This window comes from Herbidospora solisilvae, assembly GCF_009901565.1.
Classification (GTDB): Bacteria; Actinomycetota; Actinomycetes; order Streptosporangiales; family Streptosporangiaceae; genus Herbidospora; species Herbidospora solisilvae.
Map to the genome: position 1 here is coordinate 380,445 of NZ_WXEW01000007.1, position 18,009 is coordinate 398,453.

General features: G+C 70.3%; 17 protein-coding genes. 11 read left to right on the plus strand and 6 right to left on the minus strand.

The annotated features are described in order from the left end of the window. Positions 1-12 precede the first annotated feature (12 nt). Entirely contained in the window at positions 13-384 is a 372-nt protein-coding gene (locus tag GT755_RS24955) for a winged helix-turn-helix transcriptional regulator (protein ID WP_328794485.1), read from the plus strand. Here the strand turns inward: GT755_RS24955 and GT755_RS24960 are convergent. Continuing rightward, positions 365-1,567, minus strand: a complete 1,203-nt coding sequence (locus tag GT755_RS24960; protein ID WP_235967236.1) for a DUF4032 domain-containing protein — start codon at positions 1,565-1,567, stop codon at positions 365-367. The two genes, GT755_RS24955 and GT755_RS24960, sit on opposite strands and share 20 nt — an antisense overlap. A gap of 103 nt (positions 1,568-1,670) precedes the next feature. Between GT755_RS24960 and GT755_RS24965 the strand changes: the two genes are divergently transcribed. Then, a complete protein-coding gene (locus GT755_RS24965) occupies positions 1,671-3,248 on the plus strand; it encodes a DUF885 domain-containing protein (RefSeq protein WP_161482050.1) in 1,578 nt (525 codons plus the stop codon). 32 nt (positions 3,249-3,280) lie between these two features. Continuing rightward, positions 3,281-4,474 carry a pyridoxal phosphate-dependent aminotransferase gene (locus GT755_RS24970; RefSeq protein WP_161482051.1) on the plus strand — a complete coding sequence of 398 codons (1,194 nt, stop codon included), beginning with the start codon at positions 3,281-3,283 and terminating at the stop codon, positions 4,472-4,474. Positions 4,475-4,545: 71 nt separating this feature from the next. On the opposite strand, the gene GT755_RS24975 is transcribed toward GT755_RS24970, so the two are convergent. Together GT755_RS24975 and GT755_RS24980 are read right to left on the minus strand one after the other, a co-directional pair. Then, the gene (locus tag GT755_RS24975; protein ID WP_161482052.1) at positions 4,546-5,415 is read right to left on the minus strand and encodes a hypothetical protein; all 870 of its coding nucleotides are present in this window, start codon (positions 5,413-5,415) and stop codon (positions 4,546-4,548) included. A 71-nt stretch (positions 5,416-5,486) separates the two neighbouring features. Continuing rightward, positions 5,487-6,116 carry a class II aldolase/adducin family protein gene (locus tag GT755_RS24980; RefSeq protein WP_161482053.1) on the minus strand — a complete coding sequence of 210 codons (630 nt, stop codon included), beginning with the start codon at positions 6,114-6,116 and terminating at the stop codon, positions 5,487-5,489. Between the two features lie 273 nt (positions 6,117-6,389). On the opposite strand from GT755_RS24980, the gene ngcE reads away from it, so the two are divergent. From ngcE to GT755_RS24995, 3 genes are read left to right on the plus strand one after another with little or no spacing between them, the layout of a single operon-like run. Beyond that, positions 6,390-7,841 (plus strand): N-acetylglucosamine/diacetylchitobiose ABC transporter substrate-binding protein, encoded by a 1,452-nt coding sequence (gene ngcE / locus GT755_RS24985; protein WP_161482054.1) that lies wholly within the window; start codon positions 6,390-6,392, stop codon positions 7,839-7,841. Positions 7,842-7,844: 3 nt separating this feature from the next. Beyond that, a complete protein-coding gene (locus GT755_RS24990) occupies positions 7,845-8,780 on the plus strand; it encodes a carbohydrate ABC transporter permease (protein WP_161482055.1) in 936 nt (311 codons plus the stop codon). Continuing rightward, the gene (locus GT755_RS24995; protein WP_161482056.1) at positions 8,780-9,682 is read left to right on the plus strand and encodes a carbohydrate ABC transporter permease; all 903 of its coding nucleotides are present in this window, start codon (positions 8,780-8,782) and stop codon (positions 9,680-9,682) included. Before GT755_RS24990 ends, GT755_RS24995 begins: the two co-directional genes overlap by 1 nt. Before the next feature lie 59 nt (positions 9,683-9,741). On the opposite strand, the gene GT755_RS25000 is transcribed toward GT755_RS24995, so the two are convergent. Further along, entirely contained in the window at positions 9,742-12,315 is a 2,574-nt protein-coding gene (locus GT755_RS25000; protein WP_161482057.1) for an ATP-binding protein, read from the minus strand. A gap of 102 nt (positions 12,316-12,417) precedes the next feature. Between GT755_RS25000 and GT755_RS25005 the strand changes: the two genes are divergently transcribed. Together GT755_RS25005 and GT755_RS25010 are read left to right on the plus strand one after the other, a co-directional pair. Beyond that, positions 12,418-13,008: a hypothetical protein gene (locus GT755_RS25005; protein ID WP_161482058.1), complete on the plus strand. Its 591-nt coding sequence runs from the start codon at positions 12,418-12,420 to the stop codon at positions 13,006-13,008. 13 nt (positions 13,009-13,021) lie between these two features. Next, complete coding sequence (locus GT755_RS25010) at positions 13,022-13,267, plus strand: 4a-hydroxytetrahydrobiopterin dehydratase (protein WP_161482059.1); 246 nt, start codon at positions 13,022-13,024, stop codon at positions 13,265-13,267. Between the two features lie 9 nt (positions 13,268-13,276). Here the strand turns inward: GT755_RS25010 and GT755_RS25015 are convergent, their stop codons facing one another. Beyond that, positions 13,277-14,119, minus strand: a complete 843-nt coding sequence (locus GT755_RS25015) for a spermidine synthase (RefSeq protein ID WP_161482060.1) — start codon at positions 14,117-14,119, stop codon at positions 13,277-13,279. Positions 14,120-14,188: 69 nt separating this feature from the next. Between GT755_RS25015 and GT755_RS25020 the strand changes: the two genes are divergently transcribed. The 3 genes from GT755_RS25020 (at position 14,189) to lat (ending at position 17,740) form a co-directional block, all read left to right on the plus strand. Next, positions 14,189-15,799, plus strand: coding sequence for a penicillin-binding transpeptidase domain-containing protein (locus GT755_RS25020; protein WP_161482061.1), 1,611 nt, complete (start codon positions 14,189-14,191; stop codon positions 15,797-15,799). Between the two features lie 69 nt (positions 15,800-15,868). Continuing rightward, complete coding sequence (locus tag GT755_RS25025; protein WP_235967238.1) at positions 15,869-16,435, plus strand: HdeD family acid-resistance protein; 567 nt, start codon at positions 15,869-15,871, stop codon at positions 16,433-16,435. 42 nt (positions 16,436-16,477) lie between these two features. After that, entirely contained in the window at positions 16,478-17,740 is a 1,263-nt protein-coding gene (gene lat / locus GT755_RS25030) for an L-lysine 6-transaminase (protein WP_161482062.1), read from the plus strand. Here lat and GT755_RS25035 read toward each other — a convergent pair. After that, positions 17,717-17,935, minus strand: coding sequence for a response regulator transcription factor (locus tag GT755_RS25035; RefSeq protein WP_030455926.1), 219 nt, complete (start codon positions 17,933-17,935; stop codon positions 17,717-17,719). The two genes, lat and GT755_RS25035, sit on opposite strands and share 24 nt — an antisense overlap. Between the last annotated feature and the right edge of the window lie 74 nt (positions 17,936-18,009).

An 18,009-nucleotide genomic window follows, 5' to 3' on the forward strand; every position in this document is an offset into this window, starting at 1 on the left:
GGAGGGTGGGGCGTGGTGGTCGCACGGAGGCCGGGGTCGTACGAATGCGGGATCGACGCGGCGATGGACGTGATCGGCGGCAAGTGGAAGGTGCTCATCCTCTGGGCACTCGACGAACGGGCCCGCCGCTTCGGCGAGTTGCGCAGGCTGCTGCCGGGGGTGACCGAGAAGGTGCTCGCCTCCCACCTGCGGGAGCTGGAGGCCGACGGCATCGTGCACCGCGAGGTGTTCGACGAGGTCCCGCCCCGCGTCGAATACTCGCTCACGCCCCTCGGCGCCTCGCTCAACGGGGCGCTGGAACCGCTCGGCGCCTGGGGCCGTGAACACGTCCTCGGCGCCGCGCCCCACGGGCTGAGAGCGGAGGTCAGAGCTCCGCGCCGATGATCGCCTTCTCGTCGGGGCGGTGGACCAGGACGTTGTCGATGTAGCTGCGGACCGCCGCCGTCAGGCCGACGTCCTTGCCGGCCGCCTCCGACAGGAACCAGCGGTGTTCCAGCACCTCGTGGAACAACTGGGCGCGTTCGAGCTTGCGGTGCAGCTCCGGCGGGATCGCGTTTATCACCGGCTGGTAGACCTCGGCCAGCCACCGGTGGGCCACGATCGCCTCGTCCTCGTGGCGCAGGCCGTGGGTGACGGTGAAGGAGTCGAGGTCGTTGAGCAGGCGGCGGGCCTGGTTCTCCTCGACGTCCAGGCCGGTCAGGCGCAGCAGGCGGCGCTGGTGGTGACCGGCGTCGACGACCTTGGGACGGACGATCAGGCGGCCGGTGCCGGCCTTGCGGCGGACCATCATCTCGGCGACGTCGAAGCCGAGGGTGTTGAGGCGGCGGATGCGCTGGTCGACCTTGTGCCAGTCGACCTCCTCGATGATCTCGTCGGAGTTCAGCTCGTCCCACAGGCGGTGGTAGCGCTCGACGATCTGCTCGGCGAAGACGAGCGGGTCGATCGACGGGTGCAGCAGGTCGCCGGCCTCCAGGTCGAGGAGTTCGCCGTAGATGTTGATGTGGGCGACCTCGATGTCGTGGTGGCGCTGGCCCTCGCTGATCATCGGGTGCAGCTCGCCGGTCTCGGCGTCGACCAGGTAGGCGGCGAAGGCGCCCGCGTCGCGGCGGAACAGCGTGTTCGACAACGAGCAGTCGCCCCAGTAGAAGCCGGTCAGGTGCAGCCGGACGAGCAGCACCGCCAGGGCGTCGAGCAGCCGCTCCAGCGTCTCCGGGCGCAGGGCGCCCGACAGGACCGCCCGGTACGGCAGGGAGTACTGCAGGTGGTTGGTGATGAGGGCCGAGTCGAGGCGTTCGCCGGTCTTGCTCTCGCGGCCGGTCACCACGGCCACCGGTTCGACCGAGGGGGTGTCGAGCCGGTTGAGGTCCCAGAGCAGGCGGTATTCGCGCTTGGCGTACCGCTCGCTGATCTCCTTGATGGCGTACACGGTGCCGTTGATGCGGGTGAACCGGACGACGTGGCGGGAGATGCCCCGGGGGAGGGCGACCAGGCGGTGCTCGGGCCACTCTTCGAGGGGGACGTCCCAGGGGAGCCGGATGAGATCGGGATCCGAAGGGGCACCGGTCATCTGAAGTGGCACCTGGTTGCTCCTACTTTGGGGGGACCTATGCGAATAAGTGTCGCGGATGTCGGTCATTTGTGGCGACCGGGGTCGGGGGTAGGGTCGCCGCATGACGCTGCTGGACGAGTTCGTCGACTGGTATCTCAAGGACAACCCGGTGCGGGCCACCCTGCTCGGGGCCCCCGGATTCGACCGCACTCTGGGCGACTTCAGCGAAGAGGGGTTCATCCGCCGCGAGCGCGCCGCCGAACTGTGGCTCGACCGGCTCTCCAACGCCGATCCCGGGACCTCGCTCGACGACCGGATCGACCACGAACTCGCCCTGTCCTACCTGCACGGCGAGGTGCTCACCGCCCGCTGGCCCGAGTGGCGGCGGGCTCCGGCGCCCTACCTCGACGCCATCTTCGCGGCCATGTTCACCCCGTTCCAGCAGCGGCTCTCCCCGGAACCCGAGCTCGTCGAGGCGGCCGTCGCGCGGCTCGGCGAGGTGCCCGCCGTGCTGGCCGCCTGCCGGGCCAACCTGTCGCCCGACCTCGCCGCCGAACTCCTGGTCACCCGGGGGCTCGGGCAGGCGCGTACCGGCCGGAGGTTCCTCACCGAGACGCTGCCCGCGCAGGTCGGCGACCCGGCGCTGCGCGCCCGCCTGGCGGCGGCGGCCGAACCCGCCGCGCGGGCCTTCGACGAGCTGGTCGCCTTCCTCGAGGGCTTCACCGCCCGCGGCACCTGGCGGATGGGCGAGGAGCTCTACTCGGGCCTGCTGCGCGAACGCGAGATGCTCGGCTACGGCGCGGCCGACCTCCACGCCAAGGGCGTCGCCGAGTGGGAGGCGCTGAACGCCCGCATGAACGAGGTGGCCGGCAAGCTCGGCTTCGACGCCTGGCGTCCCGCCATGGAGTCGCTGATGAACGACCACCCGCCCACCCTTGAGGCCATGCGCGCCGAGTACGAGGCCGAGACCGAACGCGCCCGCCAGTACGTGCGCGACCGCGACCTCGTCACGTTCCCGGCCGGGGAACACTGCCGGGTGCTGCCGTCGCCGGAGTTCCAGCGGCCCATCATCGCGGTCGCCAACTACCTGGCGCCCCCGCCGCTGAGCACCGCCCGCGAGGGGGTGTTCTTCGTGCCGTACACCCCCGACGACTTCACCGAGGAGCAGGTCAGGCAGCGGCTGCGCACCAACTCGCGGCCGCAGATGCCCTCGATCGCCGTCCACGAGGCCTACCCCGGGCACCACTGGCACCTGGCCCACATCGGCGAGAGCTCCCGCCGGATCCGCAAGGTGTTCCGCACGCCCTACTTCGTCGAGGGCTGGGGTCTCTACGTCGAGAAGCTCATGTGGGAGCAGGGCTACTACGACACCCCCGAGACCGAGCTGGCCCACCTCGACTGCCGCATCTGGCGGGCCGCCCGCATCGTCGTCGACACCGCCCTGCACTGCGGCGAGATGTCGATCGAGGAGGCCGAGACCCACATGGCCACCAAGGCGTCGTTGTCGCCCGGCACCGCCAAGGGCGAGGTGAACCGCTACTGCGCCTGGCCGACCCAGGCGCCCAGCTACCTGACCGGCGCGATCGAGATCGAGAAGATCAGAGACGAGTACACCGGCGACCTGAAGAGCTTCCACGACCGGCTCGCCGGGAGCGGCGGCCTGCCCCTCGGGCTGGCCCGCAAAGCCGTGCTCGGCTGAACGCCGCGACGGCGTGGCGCGTATTCTCCGGCGTGACAGCATCCGTGGACCTGGCGTTGCTGCGGAGCGACGCGCACAGCCCGTCCTACTTCGCCCTGCGGCGCGGGGCCGCAGGTGACGACCTGGTCGACTTCTGCATCCCGTGCAATCCGTACTTCCCGACCACGGCGATGTTCGACGACCTGCGGGCCAACCTGGTCGACGTGCTCAAGTACTACCCGAGCGACGCCGAGACGATCACCAAGGAGCTGTGCGACACCCTCGACCTGAACCCCTCCACGATCGCCATGGGCAACGGCTCGACCGAGCTGATCACCTGGCTCGACCACCTGCTGGTCCGCGAGAGCCTGGCCGTGCCGGTGCCCACCTTCGGCCGCTGGACCGACCAGCCGCTGGAGACCGGCAAACGTTGCGACATGTTCCCGCTGCTGGAGTCGCAGCGGTTCCGGCTCGACGTGGAGAGCTACATCCGGTTCGTCCGCGAACGCGGCTCGCGGGTGGCGGTGATCTGCAACCCGAACAACCCCGACGGCGGCTATCTGCCCCGCTACGAGGTCGTGCGCATGCTCGACCGGCTGACCGACCTCGACCTGATCGTGGTCGACGAGTCGTTCATCGAGTTCGTCGACGCCGAGCCGTCGGCCAGCGTGGCCGACGAGGCGGTCATCCGGCCCAACGTGGTGGTGCTGAAGAGCCTCGGCAAGAACTTCGGCCTGCACGGCGTCCGCTTCGGCTACCTGGTGGCCAACCCGCAGATCGCCGGGCTGGTCCGGCGCGTGTTGCCGAAGTGGAACCTCAACAGCTTCGCCGAGGTCGTGGTCTTCATGCTGAAGGCCCACATGAACGAGTACCGGCACAGCCTCCGCCTGGTCGCCCACGACCGGGAGATGATGATCCGTCAGCTCGCCTCGCTCACGGGCCTGACCGTCTTCCCGTCGCAGGGCAACTTCGTGTTGTGCAAGCTCCCGGAGGGCCGCGACGGCCGCGAGCTGCGCGACTACCTGATCCGCGAACACGGCGTCTACATCCGCGAGTGCGGCAACAAGCTGGGCTTCAACAGCCGCTTCCTGCGCCTGGTCGTGCGCCCGCACGCCGACGTGCAACGCCTCCTCGCCGGCATGTACGCCTACCTCTGCGCCGACGAGGCGCCCCCGCGCCGGGGCCGGAGACGTGCCCCGGAGATCGAGCCGGCCCCGATCTATCGGCTGCCGGGAAGCGTGGCGTGATCAGGCGATGCGCCCCGCGCCGGTGTGGGCCTGGCCCGTGTTGAAGGCCAGACCCCGGATCGGCCGCAGACCTAGTTGACGCAGCCCCGGACCGTGTTCGCCGGAGCGCAGTTGTCGGGGACGTTGTCGCGGACGCCCGTGCGGTGCAGGGTCACGGCGCCGCCGGGCAGGACCAGGATGCCGCCGCCCGCGCCGACCGACTTGTTCAGCCGGACCCAGGTGTTGTCGAGGGTCGTGGTGCCCGCGCTGGCGATGCCGCCGCCGGTCTGGGAGGCGCTCAGGTTGCTGTTGACGGCGCTCCGCACGATCCGCGTCACGCGGCCCGCGGCGGTGTAGACGCCGGCGCCCCGGGCGTTGAGGGCGTTGCCGGCCACCGTGCTGTCGGTCAGGTGCAGTTCGCCGTTGTTGTGGATGCCGGCGCCGTTGCCGGCCAGGGCCAGGTTGGTGGTGAACACGGAGTTCCGGATGGCGGCGCGGCCGGTGTTGGCCAGGCCCGCGCCGTTGCCGGTCTGGGCGACGTTGCCCACCACCGTGACGCGGCGCAGGGTGAGCCGGCCCGCGTTCCTGATCCCGGCCCCGTCGCCGGTGCCGGCCAGGCCGTTCATGACGAACACGTCCTCGACGGTCAGGTCGCCGGTGAGGCCGACGTCCAGGATGCGGAAGGGGACGGCCGAAAGGGCGCGCTTGATCGAGGTGTTGGCGCCCTTCAGGGTGATCCGGCCCGTGATGACCGGGAGCGGCGTGGTCAGGTTGTACGAGCAGCTCGGCGCCAGCCTCAGCACGGCCGCGTTCGTGTTGGCCGCGACGACGGCGTTGTGGAGTGCGCTGACACTGCACGGAACCCTGACCGTGTTGACCGGGTTCGGCGCGGCGGCCGCCGGAGCCTGCGCGGCCGAGACCGCCACCCCTGCGACGATCGCGGCTTTGACGAGCAACCTCATCGTGTCCCCCTATTGGCGAGAAGATCCCGAGCCATTCGACCAATGGGGATCCCGCCCAGCCGGGGCGACGATCAGGCGTTTCCCGAACCCTTACTCGCCCTTGCGATCACCGCGACCAGTTCGTCCTCGGTGAGCACACGCGGCGTGCCGACGCCGAGGGCCCGGACGTACACCTCGCACAACCACTCCAGCAGCCGGGTGGCCTCGAACGCCTCCTCCAGGGTGCGGCCGATCGACACGCTCCCGTGGTTGGCCATCAGCGCCGCCTGCTTCCCCGAAAGGGCGCGCACGACGTTGGCGGCGAGCTCGGGGGTGCCGTAGGTGGCGTACTCGGCGACCCGGACGGTGCCGCCCAGCAGCAGGGCGTTGTAGTGGATCGCCGGGAGTTCGGTCAGCGTGGAGGCGACCACGGTGCCGAACACGGAATGGGTATGGACCACCGCCCCCGCGCCGGTGGCCTTGTAGAGGGACAGGTGCATCGGGGTCTCCGACGACGGCGCGCGCGAGCCCGAGACGAGCTCGCCGTCGAGGGTCAGGACCGGGCAGTCGTCGGGGGTCAGGGCGTCGAGGGCGACGCCCGAGGGGGTGACCGTGACCAGGTCGCCGGCGCGCACGCTGAGGTTTCCCGAGGTGCCGATGACCAGGCCGAGGGAGGCGGCGCGGCGGCCGTAACGGCACACCTCCTCCTGGAGCTCCTTCATGGCGATCACATTATCTGGCAGCCGGTCTATACCAGTAGCCCCCATATAGGGCATAAGATGCGGTAAAGCTCGGGTGTAAAGAGGGGATCGTCCTATGTTTAATATCCCCCATAAGCAGGCAAAACGCCGCGATCGGCACACAGACCATCGCGGTCACGTCACAGGTTGGTCTAGACCGACCCCGACACCTTGACGATGCTTGGGCCTCGCTCGTACGTTCACGAACGTTTAGGAAACTTTCCTAATTGATCCCCCCGGTATCAGGAGAGTTGGATGACCATCACGCCCCGTGACATCACGCGCCGTCAGCTGCTGGCCCGCGTCGGACTGACCGCCCTCGTCGCCGGTCCCTTTCTGAGCGCCTGTGCCACCGGTGGCGGTGGCTCCCAGGAGGCCGCTCCCTCGGCCGCCGCCCCCTCGGCGGGCGGCGCGAGCGCCTCGGCGAACAACCCCTTCAACGTCAAGGCCGACGCCCCCCTCGAAGTCGTCATCTTCAAGGGCGGCTACAGCGACGAGTACGCGACCCAGTCGCACGAGCCCCTCTACAAGAAGGCGTTCCCGGGCGCGACGATCAAGCACCAGGGCATCCAGACGATCGGGCAGACCCTCACCCCGCGCTTCGCCGGCGGCGACGTGCCCGACGTGGTCAACAACTCCGGCACCGACAACCTCGACGGCGGCGCCCTGATCAACGCCGGGCAGCTCCTCGACCTCACCCCGCTGTTCGAGGCCCCGAGCGTCGACGACCCGTCGAAGAAGGTCAAGGACGTCATCGTGCCCGGCACGATCGAGTCGGGCCTGGGCGGCGACCCCGCCAAGCCGTACACGCTGAACTACGTCTACACCGCCTACGGCCTCTGGTACGACGCCAAGCTCTTCGAGAAGGAGGGCTGGACCCCGCCGAAGACCTTCGACGAGTTCAAGACCTTCGCCGAGGCCGCCAAGGCCAAGAACATCGTGCCGTTCGGCTACGCCGGCAAGAACGCGTCCTACTACGCCTACTGGATGATCCTGATCTCCGCCGCGAAGATCGGCGGCAACAAGATCCTCCTCGACATCGACAACCTGGCCGACAACGCCTGGAACAACGACGCCGTCAAGCAGGCCGCCGCCGCGTGGGCCGAGATCGGCAAGTACATGGACCCGGCGTACGAGGGCCTCATCCACACCGAGGTCCAGACCCAGCAGAACCAGGGCAAGATCGCGTTCTACCCGTCGGGCTCCTGGCTGGAGGCCGAGCAGGCCAAGGACACCCCCGAGGGCTTCGAGTACGCGATGGTGCCGACCCCCTCGGTCACCGCCGCCGACCAGATGCCCTACGAGGCGATCCGCGCCGCCGCGGCCGAGGGCTTCATCGTGCCGTCGAAGGCCAAGAACGCCGCCGGCGGCCTGGAGTACCTGCGCCAGATGCTCTCGAAGCAGGGCGCCCGCGACTTCACCGAGAAGACCAAGTCGCTGACCGTCGTCATCGGCGCCACCGAGGGCCTGACCCTGTCGCCCGGCCTGACCTCGGTCGCCGCCGCGCAGACCGCCGCCGGGACCAACGTGGTCACCTTCTCCTCCTTCGAGGGCTGGTACAAGGAGCTCGAGACCGAGCTGCGCAAGCAGACCAACGCCCTGATGTTCGGCCGCATCAGCGCCGAAGAGTTCGCCACCAAGATGCAGGAGGCGGCGGACAAGACCAAGGCGGACTCCTCGATCGTCAAGCAGACCCGGAACGTGTGACCCATGCGGCGTGGCCGGCTGACGCCGGGCGCGGTCAGGAAGTGGGGCTTCATCGTCTCCTTCCTGGCCGTGCCGCTGGCGATCTACATCATCTTCTTCGTGAGCCCCAACCTGCAGGCCCTGCAGCTCGCGTTGACGAACTCGCGCGGAATCTCCCCGGACTTCCAGTACGTCGGGCTGGAGAACTTCACCCGGCTGTTCGGGGACGACGTCTTCTGGGCCGCGGTCCGGCACCACGGGCTGATCCTGCTGGTCATGCCACTGGTCACGATCGCGATCGCGCTGTTCTTCGCGTTCCTGCTCAACCTCGGGGGCGGGCAGAAGAACGGGCAGCTCAGCGGCGTGTGGGGGTCGTCCTTCTACAAGGTCGTCTTCTTCTTCCCGCAGGTCCTCGCCGTCGTCATCGTCGGCGTTCTGTTCCAGGCGGTGCTGAACCCGCAGAAGTCGGGCATCCTCAACAGCGTCCTGGGCTGGTTCGGGGTCGACCCCGTCGGCTGGCTGATCAAGCCCGACCTCGCGCTCTGGACGATCATCGGCGTGATGGTCTGGCAGGGCGTCGGCTTCTACGTCGTGCTGTTCAGCGCCGGCATGGCCGGGGTGCCGAAGGAGATCTTCGAGGCGGCCGCCCTCGACGGCGCCAACCGGCTCACGCTGTTCTTCAAGATCACGCTGCCGCTGGTGTGGAACACCGTCCAGGTCGGCTGGGTCTACCTGGGCATCGCCGCCTTCGACGCGTTCGCGCTGGTCCAGGTGCTCTCCATCGACCGCGGTGGACCCGACAACGCCACCACCGTGCTGCCGCTGGAGATCTTCCGGCAGACCTTCACCTACTACCGGTTCGGCTACGCGTCCGCGATGGGCGTCGCGCTGGTCTTCCTGGTGCTCACGTTCGCGGCCCTCACCCTGCGGGTCACCCGGCGCGAGAGGATCGAGTACTGATGAAGACCGAGACCGCGCCCGCCGTCCCCCAGGTCCGGCGCGAGGTCCGTCCGACGGCCGGGAAGAAGTCCGCGGGACTGCTCGGCGGCGTTTCCCACCTCATGCTCGTGTTGTGGACGATCCTCACGGTGACGCCGATCGTCTACACGTTCCTCAACTCGTTCAAGACCAACACCGAGATCTTCGGCGACAGCCCGCTGGCGCTGCCCCGGCAGTGGGGCTGGGGCGCGTGGGGCCGCGCGTGGGAGACCTCCCGCATCGGCGAGTACCTGGTCAACACCGTCATCGTGGTGGCGTTCTCCACGTTCTTCACGATGCTGCTCGGCTCGATGGCGGCCTACGTGTTGTCGCGGTACGACTTCCGCGGCAACCGCCTCATCTACACCCTGTTCGTGGCCGGTCTGTCGATCCCGCCCTTCCTCGCGCTGTCGGCCCTCTACAAGGTCGTCGACAACGTCGGCCTGCTCGGCACCCACACGGGCGTCGTGCTGGTCTACGTCGCCTACTCGCTGCCGTTCACGGTGTTCTTCCTGGCGGCGTTCTTCAAGACGCTGCCGACGACGGTCGCCGAGGCCGCGATGATGGACGGCTGCGGGCACGCCCGCACCTTCTTCCAGATCATGTTGCCGATGGCCAGGCCCGGCCTGATCAGCATCACGATCTTCAACGTGATCGGCCAGTGGAACCAGTACCTGCTGCCGATCGCCCTGCTCCCGGGCGACAAGCAGGACAAGTGGCTGATCACCCAGGGCATCGCCAACATCTCGACCAGCGCCGGCTACGAGGCCGACTGGGCCGGCCTGTTCGCCGCCCTGTCGATGGCGATCATCCCGATCCTGATCGTGTATGTCATCTTCCAGCGCCAGATCCAGACCGGTCTGACGGCTGGAGTCGGCAAGTGAGACGCGGACGGCCGAAGGCCGGCTGTGGCTCGCTCCGGGAATCTGCCTGAAAGACAGGCTCATACGCCGAGCACGTTGGCGAGTGCCGTACGCGAGGAGACCCCGAGCTTGCGGTAGACGTGCGCGAGGTGGTCGTCGACCGTACGACTGCTCAGCATCAGGCGGGCGGCGATCTCCTTGCTGGTCAGGCCGGTCTTGGCCAGCTCGGCGATCTGCCGCTCCCGCTTGGTCAGCAGGTCGCCCCTCCGGGGGCCACGTGCGGCCAGGCGGCGCTGCTCGCGCTCGGCCTCCTCGGCCAGCACCCCGGCGCCGACCTCGACGGCGAGCGCCTTCGCCGTCGCCAGCGCCTTGTGGCCGTCGTCGCGGAAGGGGGCGGTCATGATCAGCGTACGGGCCATGTGGGGCCGGAACCCGGCGGCGCCGAACAGCTCCACCGACCGCGCCGCGGACTCCGCCGCCCCCGCGAGGTCGCCCTCGGCGGCCCGCACACACGCCAGCGCGCGGGACGCGAACGCGTGCTGGGCCGGGAGCGCGAGCGCCCCGGCGGCGGCCAGCGCCGCATTGGCGGCGGCGCTGGCCCAGGCCACCTCGTCGCAGCCGAGCAGGGCCTGCGTGAGGGTCTCCAGCCACATCGGCCGGTAGCCCGGCTGGCACTGCGGCATGCCGACGCCGCCGCCGATGCCGAGCAACATCCAGCGGGCCCGGTCGGGCTCCCCGGCGGACAGCAGCACCTGCGCCGACAGGCAGACCGTGCTGGCCGACCACCAGCCGTCGACCCCGGCCACCGAGTCGGCCGCCCACGTCGCGAGGCTGACCGCCCGCTCCACGTCGGTGTAGACGACCGACTCGGCCAGGATCGACCGCACCAGCGCCAGCAGGAGCGGGCTGCCCGACTGGCAGGCGACGTCCTCGGCCTCCTCGCCGAACCTGATCGCCTCCGCGAGCCGGCCGGTCCGGCCGCAGAGCTGGGTGAGCGCCATCAGCACGTCGGCCAGCAGGCCGCTGCGCGACAGGGAGCGGGCCAGCGTCAGCGCGCGCCGGGCGTGGCGTTCGGCGTCGGCCTGCCGTTCCAGGAACGACTCGGCCCAGACCAGCCGGGTCAGCGCGGTCAGCTCCCGGGTGGCGGCGGCGTCGTTGAGCGCGTCGGCGGCGTGCGCGGCCGCGTCGACGGCCTCGGCCGCCGGGCCGGGGGTTCCCTCGTAGGCGGCGGCGAAGGCGAGCAGCGAATGGCCGGCCGCCTCCTCCTCGGGGTTCCCGGCCGCCTCGACGGCCGCCGAGATGTCGGCCAGCGCGGCGGGCACGTCGCCCAGGTGCAGCCGCAGCGTGGCCAGCTCGCGATGCAGCCAGGCGCCCTTGCCGCCCTTGGCGGCCTCGTTGGTCAGCAGGGAGGCGGCCTCGGCGTACCGGCCGAGCAGGCGTTCCACCACGGCGCAGGCGGCGACGAGCTCGCTGCGGTGGCCGACCGGCAGGTGCGGGAGCAGCTCGTGGAGGGCCGCGCGGGCGTCCTCCAGGCGGCCGTCGTAGATGAGCGCCTGGGCCAGCAGCACGTGCAGCTGGACGGAGACCGGGTCGGTCAGGTCGCCGACCAGCGGCTGCGCCGCCCGCAGCCACTCGACCGCGGCGGCGGGCGCGATGTTGACGGCCTCGCGCGCCGCCGCCATCAGCGTCGGCAGGTCGCCGGGTTCGTGCCGGCTGGCGGTACGCGCGACGTGATGGGCCACCTCCCGGACCGGTGCTCCCAGCGCCGACAACTCCCGCGCCGCCAGCCGGTGGGCCAGCATGCGCCAGGCGGGGTCGGCGCCCTCGTACACGAGCTGCCGGAGGAGAGGGTGGCGGAACCGGAAGCGGCCGTCGCCGGTGTCGCGGATGAGGTCGCGGGCGGCGAGCTCGCCGAGCACGGCCGGGACCGGCCCGAGCATCGCCACGTCGTCGGGGGTGAAGGCGTCGCCGAGCACCGCCCCGGCCTGGGCCGCGCGTAACTCCATGTCGGACAGGCGGGCGAGCTCACCCGACAGCAGCCCGGTCAGCGTCGACCCGGCGGCCCCGCCCGCCAGGCCCTTCAGGTAGAGCGGGTTGCCGCCGCTCTCGTCGTGGAGGTCGCGCAGCTCCGGCCGGTCGCCGACCAGCTCGCGCGCCTCGCCCAGCGACAGCGGCCCCACCTTGATCCGGACGTGGGGGACCGCGGCCGGCCCGGCCTCGGCCAGCGCGCCGAGCAGCCGGTGGCCGGCCTGCCGGTCGCGGTAGGCGCAGACGAGCAGCAGCTCCTCGGCCGGCCGCCGCACCAGGGAGGCCAGCAGCTCGCACGAGGCCGGGTCGGCCCAGTGGAGGTCGTCGAGGATCAGCGCCACCCGGCCGAGCTCGGCGAGGTGCGCCCGGACGGTCCGGGCCAGCGCCAGCCGGTCACCGCCGTCGAGCGGGCCGAGGGCGTCTTCGAAGACCCGGTGGGGGAGGTCGCGCTCGTACTCGGTGGCCACCCCCCGGAACACCTTGACCCCCCGGCCGCCCGCCTCCCGGGCGAACCGGGTCAGCAGGTGGGTCTTGCCGATGCCGGGCTCCCCGGTCACCTCGGCGAGCCCGCCCGTCTCCAGGGCTCCGGCCAGCGCGGCTGACTCCGCTTCACGTCCCACGAACACGAAAGACAGTAAAACCCCGCAATCCTACGGATGCTAGGAGGTTGAACGGATGTCACGGTGGGACTCCGCCATCCGACAGCCCCCCTCCGGGAGTTTGTGTTGATGAACGAGTTTCCCTTCCCCTTCTTCGGGGCGGGAGAGGCGAAGTACTACATGTGGGCCGAGGTCCACGTGCGGTTCGAGCGCGAACCCTCGAGTTATCAGCGTTCGGCGATCGAGTCGAGCTGCCCTGGACCGCTCCAGGACACCATCGACTGGGCCGACGGCCGTCAGCTCATGGTGGCCTCCGGCCTGTTCCTGCACGGCGCGCTGGCCCGCGCCTACCCCGCCAAACCCGGCGACGACGACTACCTGGGCGACGACGGCTGGTTCTACGCCGCCCACTCGCGGGTGGAGCGGTTCAACTCGGCCATCGAGTCGTGGCTGGCCTACGCCCACGACCACTGCCCGGTCATGGTCGCCTACCGGCAGGAGGACGGCGACAGCGGCGGCACCCAGTTCTCCCGCTGGCACGAGTGGAGCGTCACCCAGCTCCCGCGCCTGATGCCCGACCTGGAGCCGATCCTGGCCAAGTCGATCGCCACCCGGCAGCAGACCCACGCCACCCACATGGTGCGCGGCATCATGTCGATGGCCCGCCGCGCCCGCGCCAAGGCCGCGCCGACCACGGGCGGCGGCTGGCCCCGCCTGTGAGACGGTGAGGTGTATGGCATGGACCAAAGACGGCGAGACGCTCCGGCGCTCCATCGAGGCCCCCGACTTCCCGACCGCGATCCTGATCGTCGACCGGGTGGCCGAGGAGGCCGAGAAGATGAACCACCATCCCGACATCGACATCCGCTGGCGAAAGCTCCACTTCACGCTCACGACACATGACGCGGGCGGCCTGACCGACCTCGACTACCGGCTGGCCGAGCGCATCGACGAGATCGCCCGCTCCCACGGGGCCTGAGCGGGATCGTCAACCGAAGACCGCGGGTGGCGGCACCGGCGCCGCCACCGGGTCTCCGTCGTGGATGGGCTTGGCCCCCGCGACGAACTTCACCAGGTCCTCACCCGCCACGCAGCGCGCCTGCGTGAGCCCGCCCGCGGCCGACCGCACGAGCCGGTCGAGCGGCAAATCCCGGTTGGAGGCGACCACGATCAGGTTGCCGAACCGGCGTCCGCGCAGCACGCCCGGTTCGGCCAGCAGGGTGACGTGCCGGAAGACGCCCTTCACGGTCGACAGCAGCCGCCGCGCGAACCGCAGCCCCTTGCCGTCGGCCACGTTGACCAGCAGCGTGCCGTGGGGCCGCAGGACGCGGGCCAGGTCGCCCATGTACTCGGCGGTGGCCAGCTCGATCGGCATGACCGCGCCCGAGAAGGCGTCGAGGATGACGAGGTCGGCCGAGGCGTCCTCCAGGGTGGCGACGCCCTCCCGTCCGCCGGTCGTCCGCACCTTGAGCCGGGGCACCGTCTTCAGCGCGAGCTGGTCCCTGACGAGTTGCACGAGCGCGTGGTCGGGCTCGATGACGATCTGGCGGGAGCCCGGCCGCGTCGCCGCGACGTAGCGGGGCAGCGTGAACCCGCCCCCGCCCACGTGGGTCACGTCGAGCGGTCCCTCCGGCAGGCAGTCGACCGCGATGCCCATGAGCTGGACGTACTCGAAGTCGAGATGGGTCGGGTCGGCGAGGTCGACGTACGACTGCGGCACCCCGTCCATCAGCAGCATCCACCCGGCCGGGTTGTCGAGGTCGCGCAGCAACTCGACCTCGCCGAACACGACGAGGTAGCGGCCCGGTACCGGGTTCGTGGACTTCGCCATCACAATCTCTCTGCCTGTCGTCTTCGCGTGGTATATCCAGGAGTGCACTCCGACCCCCAGGAGAACCTAATGCGCAGGCGGCCCCTGCTCGTTCTCGTCGCGGCGGTCGTCACCATGTTCGTCGCCGGGGTGTCCGGGCTCATCGTGAGCGGCCGGAGCGTGCCGCCCCCCGAACCGGTGACCACCGCGACGCCCGAAGGCGTGCCCGACGAAATGGTCGAGCCGGACAACCCCAACCGCAACACCCCCTGGGACGCCGGGAGCGCCTACCTGAAGGAGTGGGAGAAGGGCGATCTGACGGCGATGCGCGCGCTCGTCCACGACCCCCCGGAGGATTTCACCACGCTCCACCAGGCCGCCGACACCGCACTCCAGGCGGTCAGCCGGGTCTTCATCCCCCTTTCGGTGGACGAGATCGACGACGTCACCGCCGACCTGTCGTTCACGGGGGAGTGGACGATGGCCGACGGCCCCCCGATGAAGCTGACCTCGACGGTCCGGCTCATCGTGGTCAAGCGCGAGTGGATGGTCGACTGGACGCCCGAGACCATCCACCCCGACCTCGAACACGGCGACACCATCGAACGGCGCGACCTGCCCGGCGCCCCCTACCGGCTGGCCACCCGCGAGGGCGAGGCCCTGCCGCCCAACAGCTACGCCGACTCCTACGTCGGCGACCTGACCGCGCACGCACCCCCCAACCCCGAGACCGGCGGCTGGCGCGTGGTGATCGACAAGCCCTTCGACGACGAGGTGGAGGAGGTCTACCGCCACGAGCAACCGGTCAGCGAGGGCCCGGCCTTCGCCACGACGATCGACAAGTACGTGCAGATGGCCGCCGCCCGCGCCCTCGACCCGGTGGCCAAGCCGGCGGCGATCGTCGCGATCCGGCCCTCGACCGGCGAGGTGCTCGCGGTGGCCGACCGGCTCGGCGGCAAGGGCGCCTTCTCCACGGCCTTCCCGCCCGGGTCGACGTTCAAGATCGTCACCGCGGCGGCGCTGCTCGCGGCGGGGGTCACCCCCGACCAGCAGGTGAGCTGCCCGGCCACCTACCAGATCCCGTTCGGGCGCGTGATCAACAACTACCAGGCCCACGACTTCGGCACGCTGGCCTTCCGGCAGGCCTTCGCCGAGTCGTGCAACACGACCTTCGCCCAGCTCGCGGTCGAGCGTGTCCCGGCGGCGACGCTGACCGCCCAGGCGGCGGCCTTCGGCTTCGGCGCCACCCTGGCGACCGGCGCGGGCGGCTCCTGCGGCTCGCTGACCGAGCCGCACAACCACGACGCGCTGGCCGAGGCGTCGTTCGGCCAGGGCACCGTGGTGGCCACGCCGTTGTGCATGGCGAGCGTGGCGGCGGCCGTGCAGAGCGGGGTCTGGCGGGGGCCGAGACTGCTCGCCGACGCGTCCGGCCAGCCGGCCGAGACGCCGCTCGCGCCCGGGGTGGCCGAGGGCCTGCGCGCCATGATGTCGTCGGTGGTGTCGGAGGGCACCGCCGAGGGCACCGGCCTGCCCGCCGGGGTGAGCGGCAAGACCGGCACCGCCGAGGAGGCCGGCCAGGACGACCACGCCTGGTTCGTCGGCTTCCACGACGACCTGGCGTTCGCGGTGTTCGTCAAGAACGGCGGCACCGGCCGTGACGTGGCGATCCCGATCGCGGCCCGGTTCCTGAACGCCCTCTAATGCTTGGCCCACATATGGGCTGAAAGCGGGATATTTCTGGACATATACCTCCTGATGGAGGTGGGTCACATGCATGATCTGAACGCCGACCTGAACGCGGGCCTGCGCCCCGCCAGCCGGGACACCTGGTGGGTGCTGGCGGTCCGCGGCGTCCTGGCGGTGATATTCGGCGTCATCGCCCTGGCGTGGCCGGGCATCACCCTGCTCGCCCTCGTCTACGTCTTCGCCGCCTACGCCATCGTCAACGGCCTGTTCACCATCGCGGGCGCGTTCCGCGAGGTCAACAAGGGCAGCCGAGGATGGATGATCTTCTCCGGCGTCGTCGGCGTGATCGTCGGCATCGTCGTGGCCAGCTGGCCCGCGATCACCGCGATCGTGCTGCTGTGGCTGATCGGCGTCTGGTTCGTCGTCACCGGCCTGCTGGAGATCGTCGCCGCGGTGAACGCCCGCAGGCGGATCGACGGCGACTGGGGCCTGATGCTGGCCGGAGTCCTGTCGGTGATCTTCGGTGTGGTCCTGGTCATCTGGCCGGCCGCCGGCGCCCTGTCACTGGCCTGGCTGATCGGCACCCTGGCGATCATCCTCGGGCTCTCGCTCTTCTACCTGGCCTTCCGGGTGAAGAACATGCCTGCATAAGATTTTCCGCGTATGGCGTCATAAGTCGGGAATATCTTCGTCATGACGGTTCACGAGCGGCTCTCCCGGCACCTGCTCGTCGACGGCCTGCCGGTCGTCCTCGATCTGGTGCGCAGCTCGGGTTCCTGGCTCGTCGACGCCCGCGACGGCCGGAGACACCTCGACTTCTTCACCTCGTACGCGTCGTCGCCCCTGGGCTTCAACCCCTTCGACGACGACCCGGCCTTCCTCGCCCGCCTCGGGCGGCTGGCCGCCAACAAGCCCGCCAACTCCGACCTCTACACCGAGGAGCTGGCCGACTTCACCGACACCTTCACCCGCGTCCTCGGCGACCCCGAACTGCCCCACCTGTTCCTGGTGGAAGGCGGCGCGGCGGCCGTCGAGAACGCGCTGAAGGTCGCCTTCGACTGGAAGAGCCGCTGGAACGAGGCCAACGGCCGCCACCCCGGCCTGGGCACCCAGGTGCTCCACCTGAGCCGCGCCTTCCACGGCCGGGGCGGCTACACGCTCTCGCTCACCAACACCGAACCGGTCAAGACCGACCGGTTCCCCAAGTTCGGCTGGCCCCGCATCGACACGCCCGCGATCCACCTGGGTGACGTGGAGGCGGCCGAGAGCCACGCGCTCGGCCAGGCCGAGGAGGCGTTCCGCAAGTACCCCCACGACATCGCCTGCTTCATCGCCGAGCCCATCCAGTGCGAGGGGGGCGACAACCACCTGCGCCCGGAGTTCCTGCGCGCCATGCAGGACCTGTGCCACCGCCACCAGGCCCTGTTCGTGCTCGACGAGGTCCAGACCGGGGTGGGGGTGACCGGGTCGGCGTGGGCGTACCGGGGCTTGGGGCTGCAGCCCGACGTGGTGGCGTTCGCGAAGAAGATGCAGGTCGGCGGGGTGATGGCCGGGCGCAGGGTCGACCTGGTGCCCGACAACGTGTTCCGCGTCAGCGGCCGGATCAACTCCACGTGGGGCGGCGGCCTGACCGACATCGTGCGGGCCACCCGGATCCTGCAGATCATCGAGCGCGACGGCCTCATCGAGCACGCCGGCGTGCTGGGCGACAAACTGCTCGGCGCCCTCCGCGAGCTGGAGGCGGAGGGCCTGCTCCGGAACGCCCGTGGTCGCGGGTTGCTCGCCGCCTTCGACGTGCCCGACCGCGACGCGGTCGTCACCCGGTTGCGCGAGCGTGAGTCGCTGCTGGTCCTGCCCGCCTCAGAGGGGACTGTACGGCTCCGCCCACCCTTGAACGTCACTCCGGAGGAGATCGAAGTGGGGCTGTCCCGCCTAAGGCGAGGGCTCGCGTCCTGACCACAGGTCGATGGCGGTCCCCCGGGAGGCGACGCCCAGCTTGGCGTAGATCCGGTTGACGTGGTTCTTGACCGTCTTCTCGCTGAGGAACAGCCGCTGCGCGATCTGGTTGTTGGAATGACCGTTGGCGATCAGGTCCATGACCTCGGTCTCGCGCTTGCTGAGAGCCGTTCCGGTGGGATCGTCGACGCGCATCTGGCCTCCGTGGCAGAGATCCATTTGGCAGAGAGTTAAGTCGCCGAGGGCCCCCGCGTCCGGCGTAGCGGTTG

Bases quoted from the DNA above. Each gene is read 5' to 3' on its own strand.
- GT755_RS25025 (WP_235967238.1), top strand. From the start codon at position 15,869: ATGCATGATCTGAACGCCGACCTGAACGCGGGCCTGCGCCCCGCCAGC.
- GT755_RS24995 (WP_161482056.1), top strand. From the start codon at position 8,780: ATGAAGACCGAGACCGCGCCCGCCGTCCCCCAGGTCCGGCGCGAGGTC.
- GT755_RS24980 (WP_161482053.1), bottom strand. From the start codon at position 6,116: ATGAAGGAGCTCCAGGAGGAGGTGTGCCGTTACGGCCGCCGCGCCGCC.
- ngcE (WP_161482054.1), top strand. From the start codon at position 6,390: ATGACCATCACGCCCCGTGACATCACGCGCCGTCAGCTGCTGGCCCGC.
- GT755_RS25010 (WP_161482059.1), top strand. From the start codon at position 13,022: ATGGCATGGACCAAAGACGGCGAGACGCTCCGGCGCTCCATCGAGGCC.
- GT755_RS24975 (WP_161482052.1), bottom strand. From the start codon at position 5,415: ATGAGGTTGCTCGTCAAAGCCGCGATCGTCGCAGGGGTGGCGGTCTCG.
- GT755_RS24990 (WP_161482055.1), top strand. From the start codon at position 7,845: ATGCGGCGTGGCCGGCTGACGCCGGGCGCGGTCAGGAAGTGGGGCTTC.
- GT755_RS25005 (WP_161482058.1), top strand. From the start codon at position 12,418: ATGAACGAGTTTCCCTTCCCCTTCTTCGGGGCGGGAGAGGCGAAGTAC.
- GT755_RS24960 (WP_235967236.1), bottom strand. From the start codon at position 1,567: ATGACCGGTGCCCCTTCGGATCCCGATCTCATCCGGCTCCCCTGGGAC.
- GT755_RS25020 (WP_161482061.1), top strand. From the start codon at position 14,189: ATGCGCAGGCGGCCCCTGCTCGTTCTCGTCGCGGCGGTCGTCACCATG.
- GT755_RS24965 (WP_161482050.1), top strand. From the start codon at position 1,671: ATGACGCTGCTGGACGAGTTCGTCGACTGGTATCTCAAGGACAACCCG.
- GT755_RS25015 (WP_161482060.1), bottom strand. From the start codon at position 14,119: ATGGCGAAGTCCACGAACCCGGTACCGGGCCGCTACCTCGTCGTGTTC.
- GT755_RS25035 (WP_030455926.1), bottom strand. From the start codon at position 17,935: ATGCGCGTCGACGATCCCACCGGAACGGCTCTCAGCAAGCGCGAGACC.
- lat (WP_161482062.1), top strand. From the start codon at position 16,478: ATGACGGTTCACGAGCGGCTCTCCCGGCACCTGCTCGTCGACGGCCTG.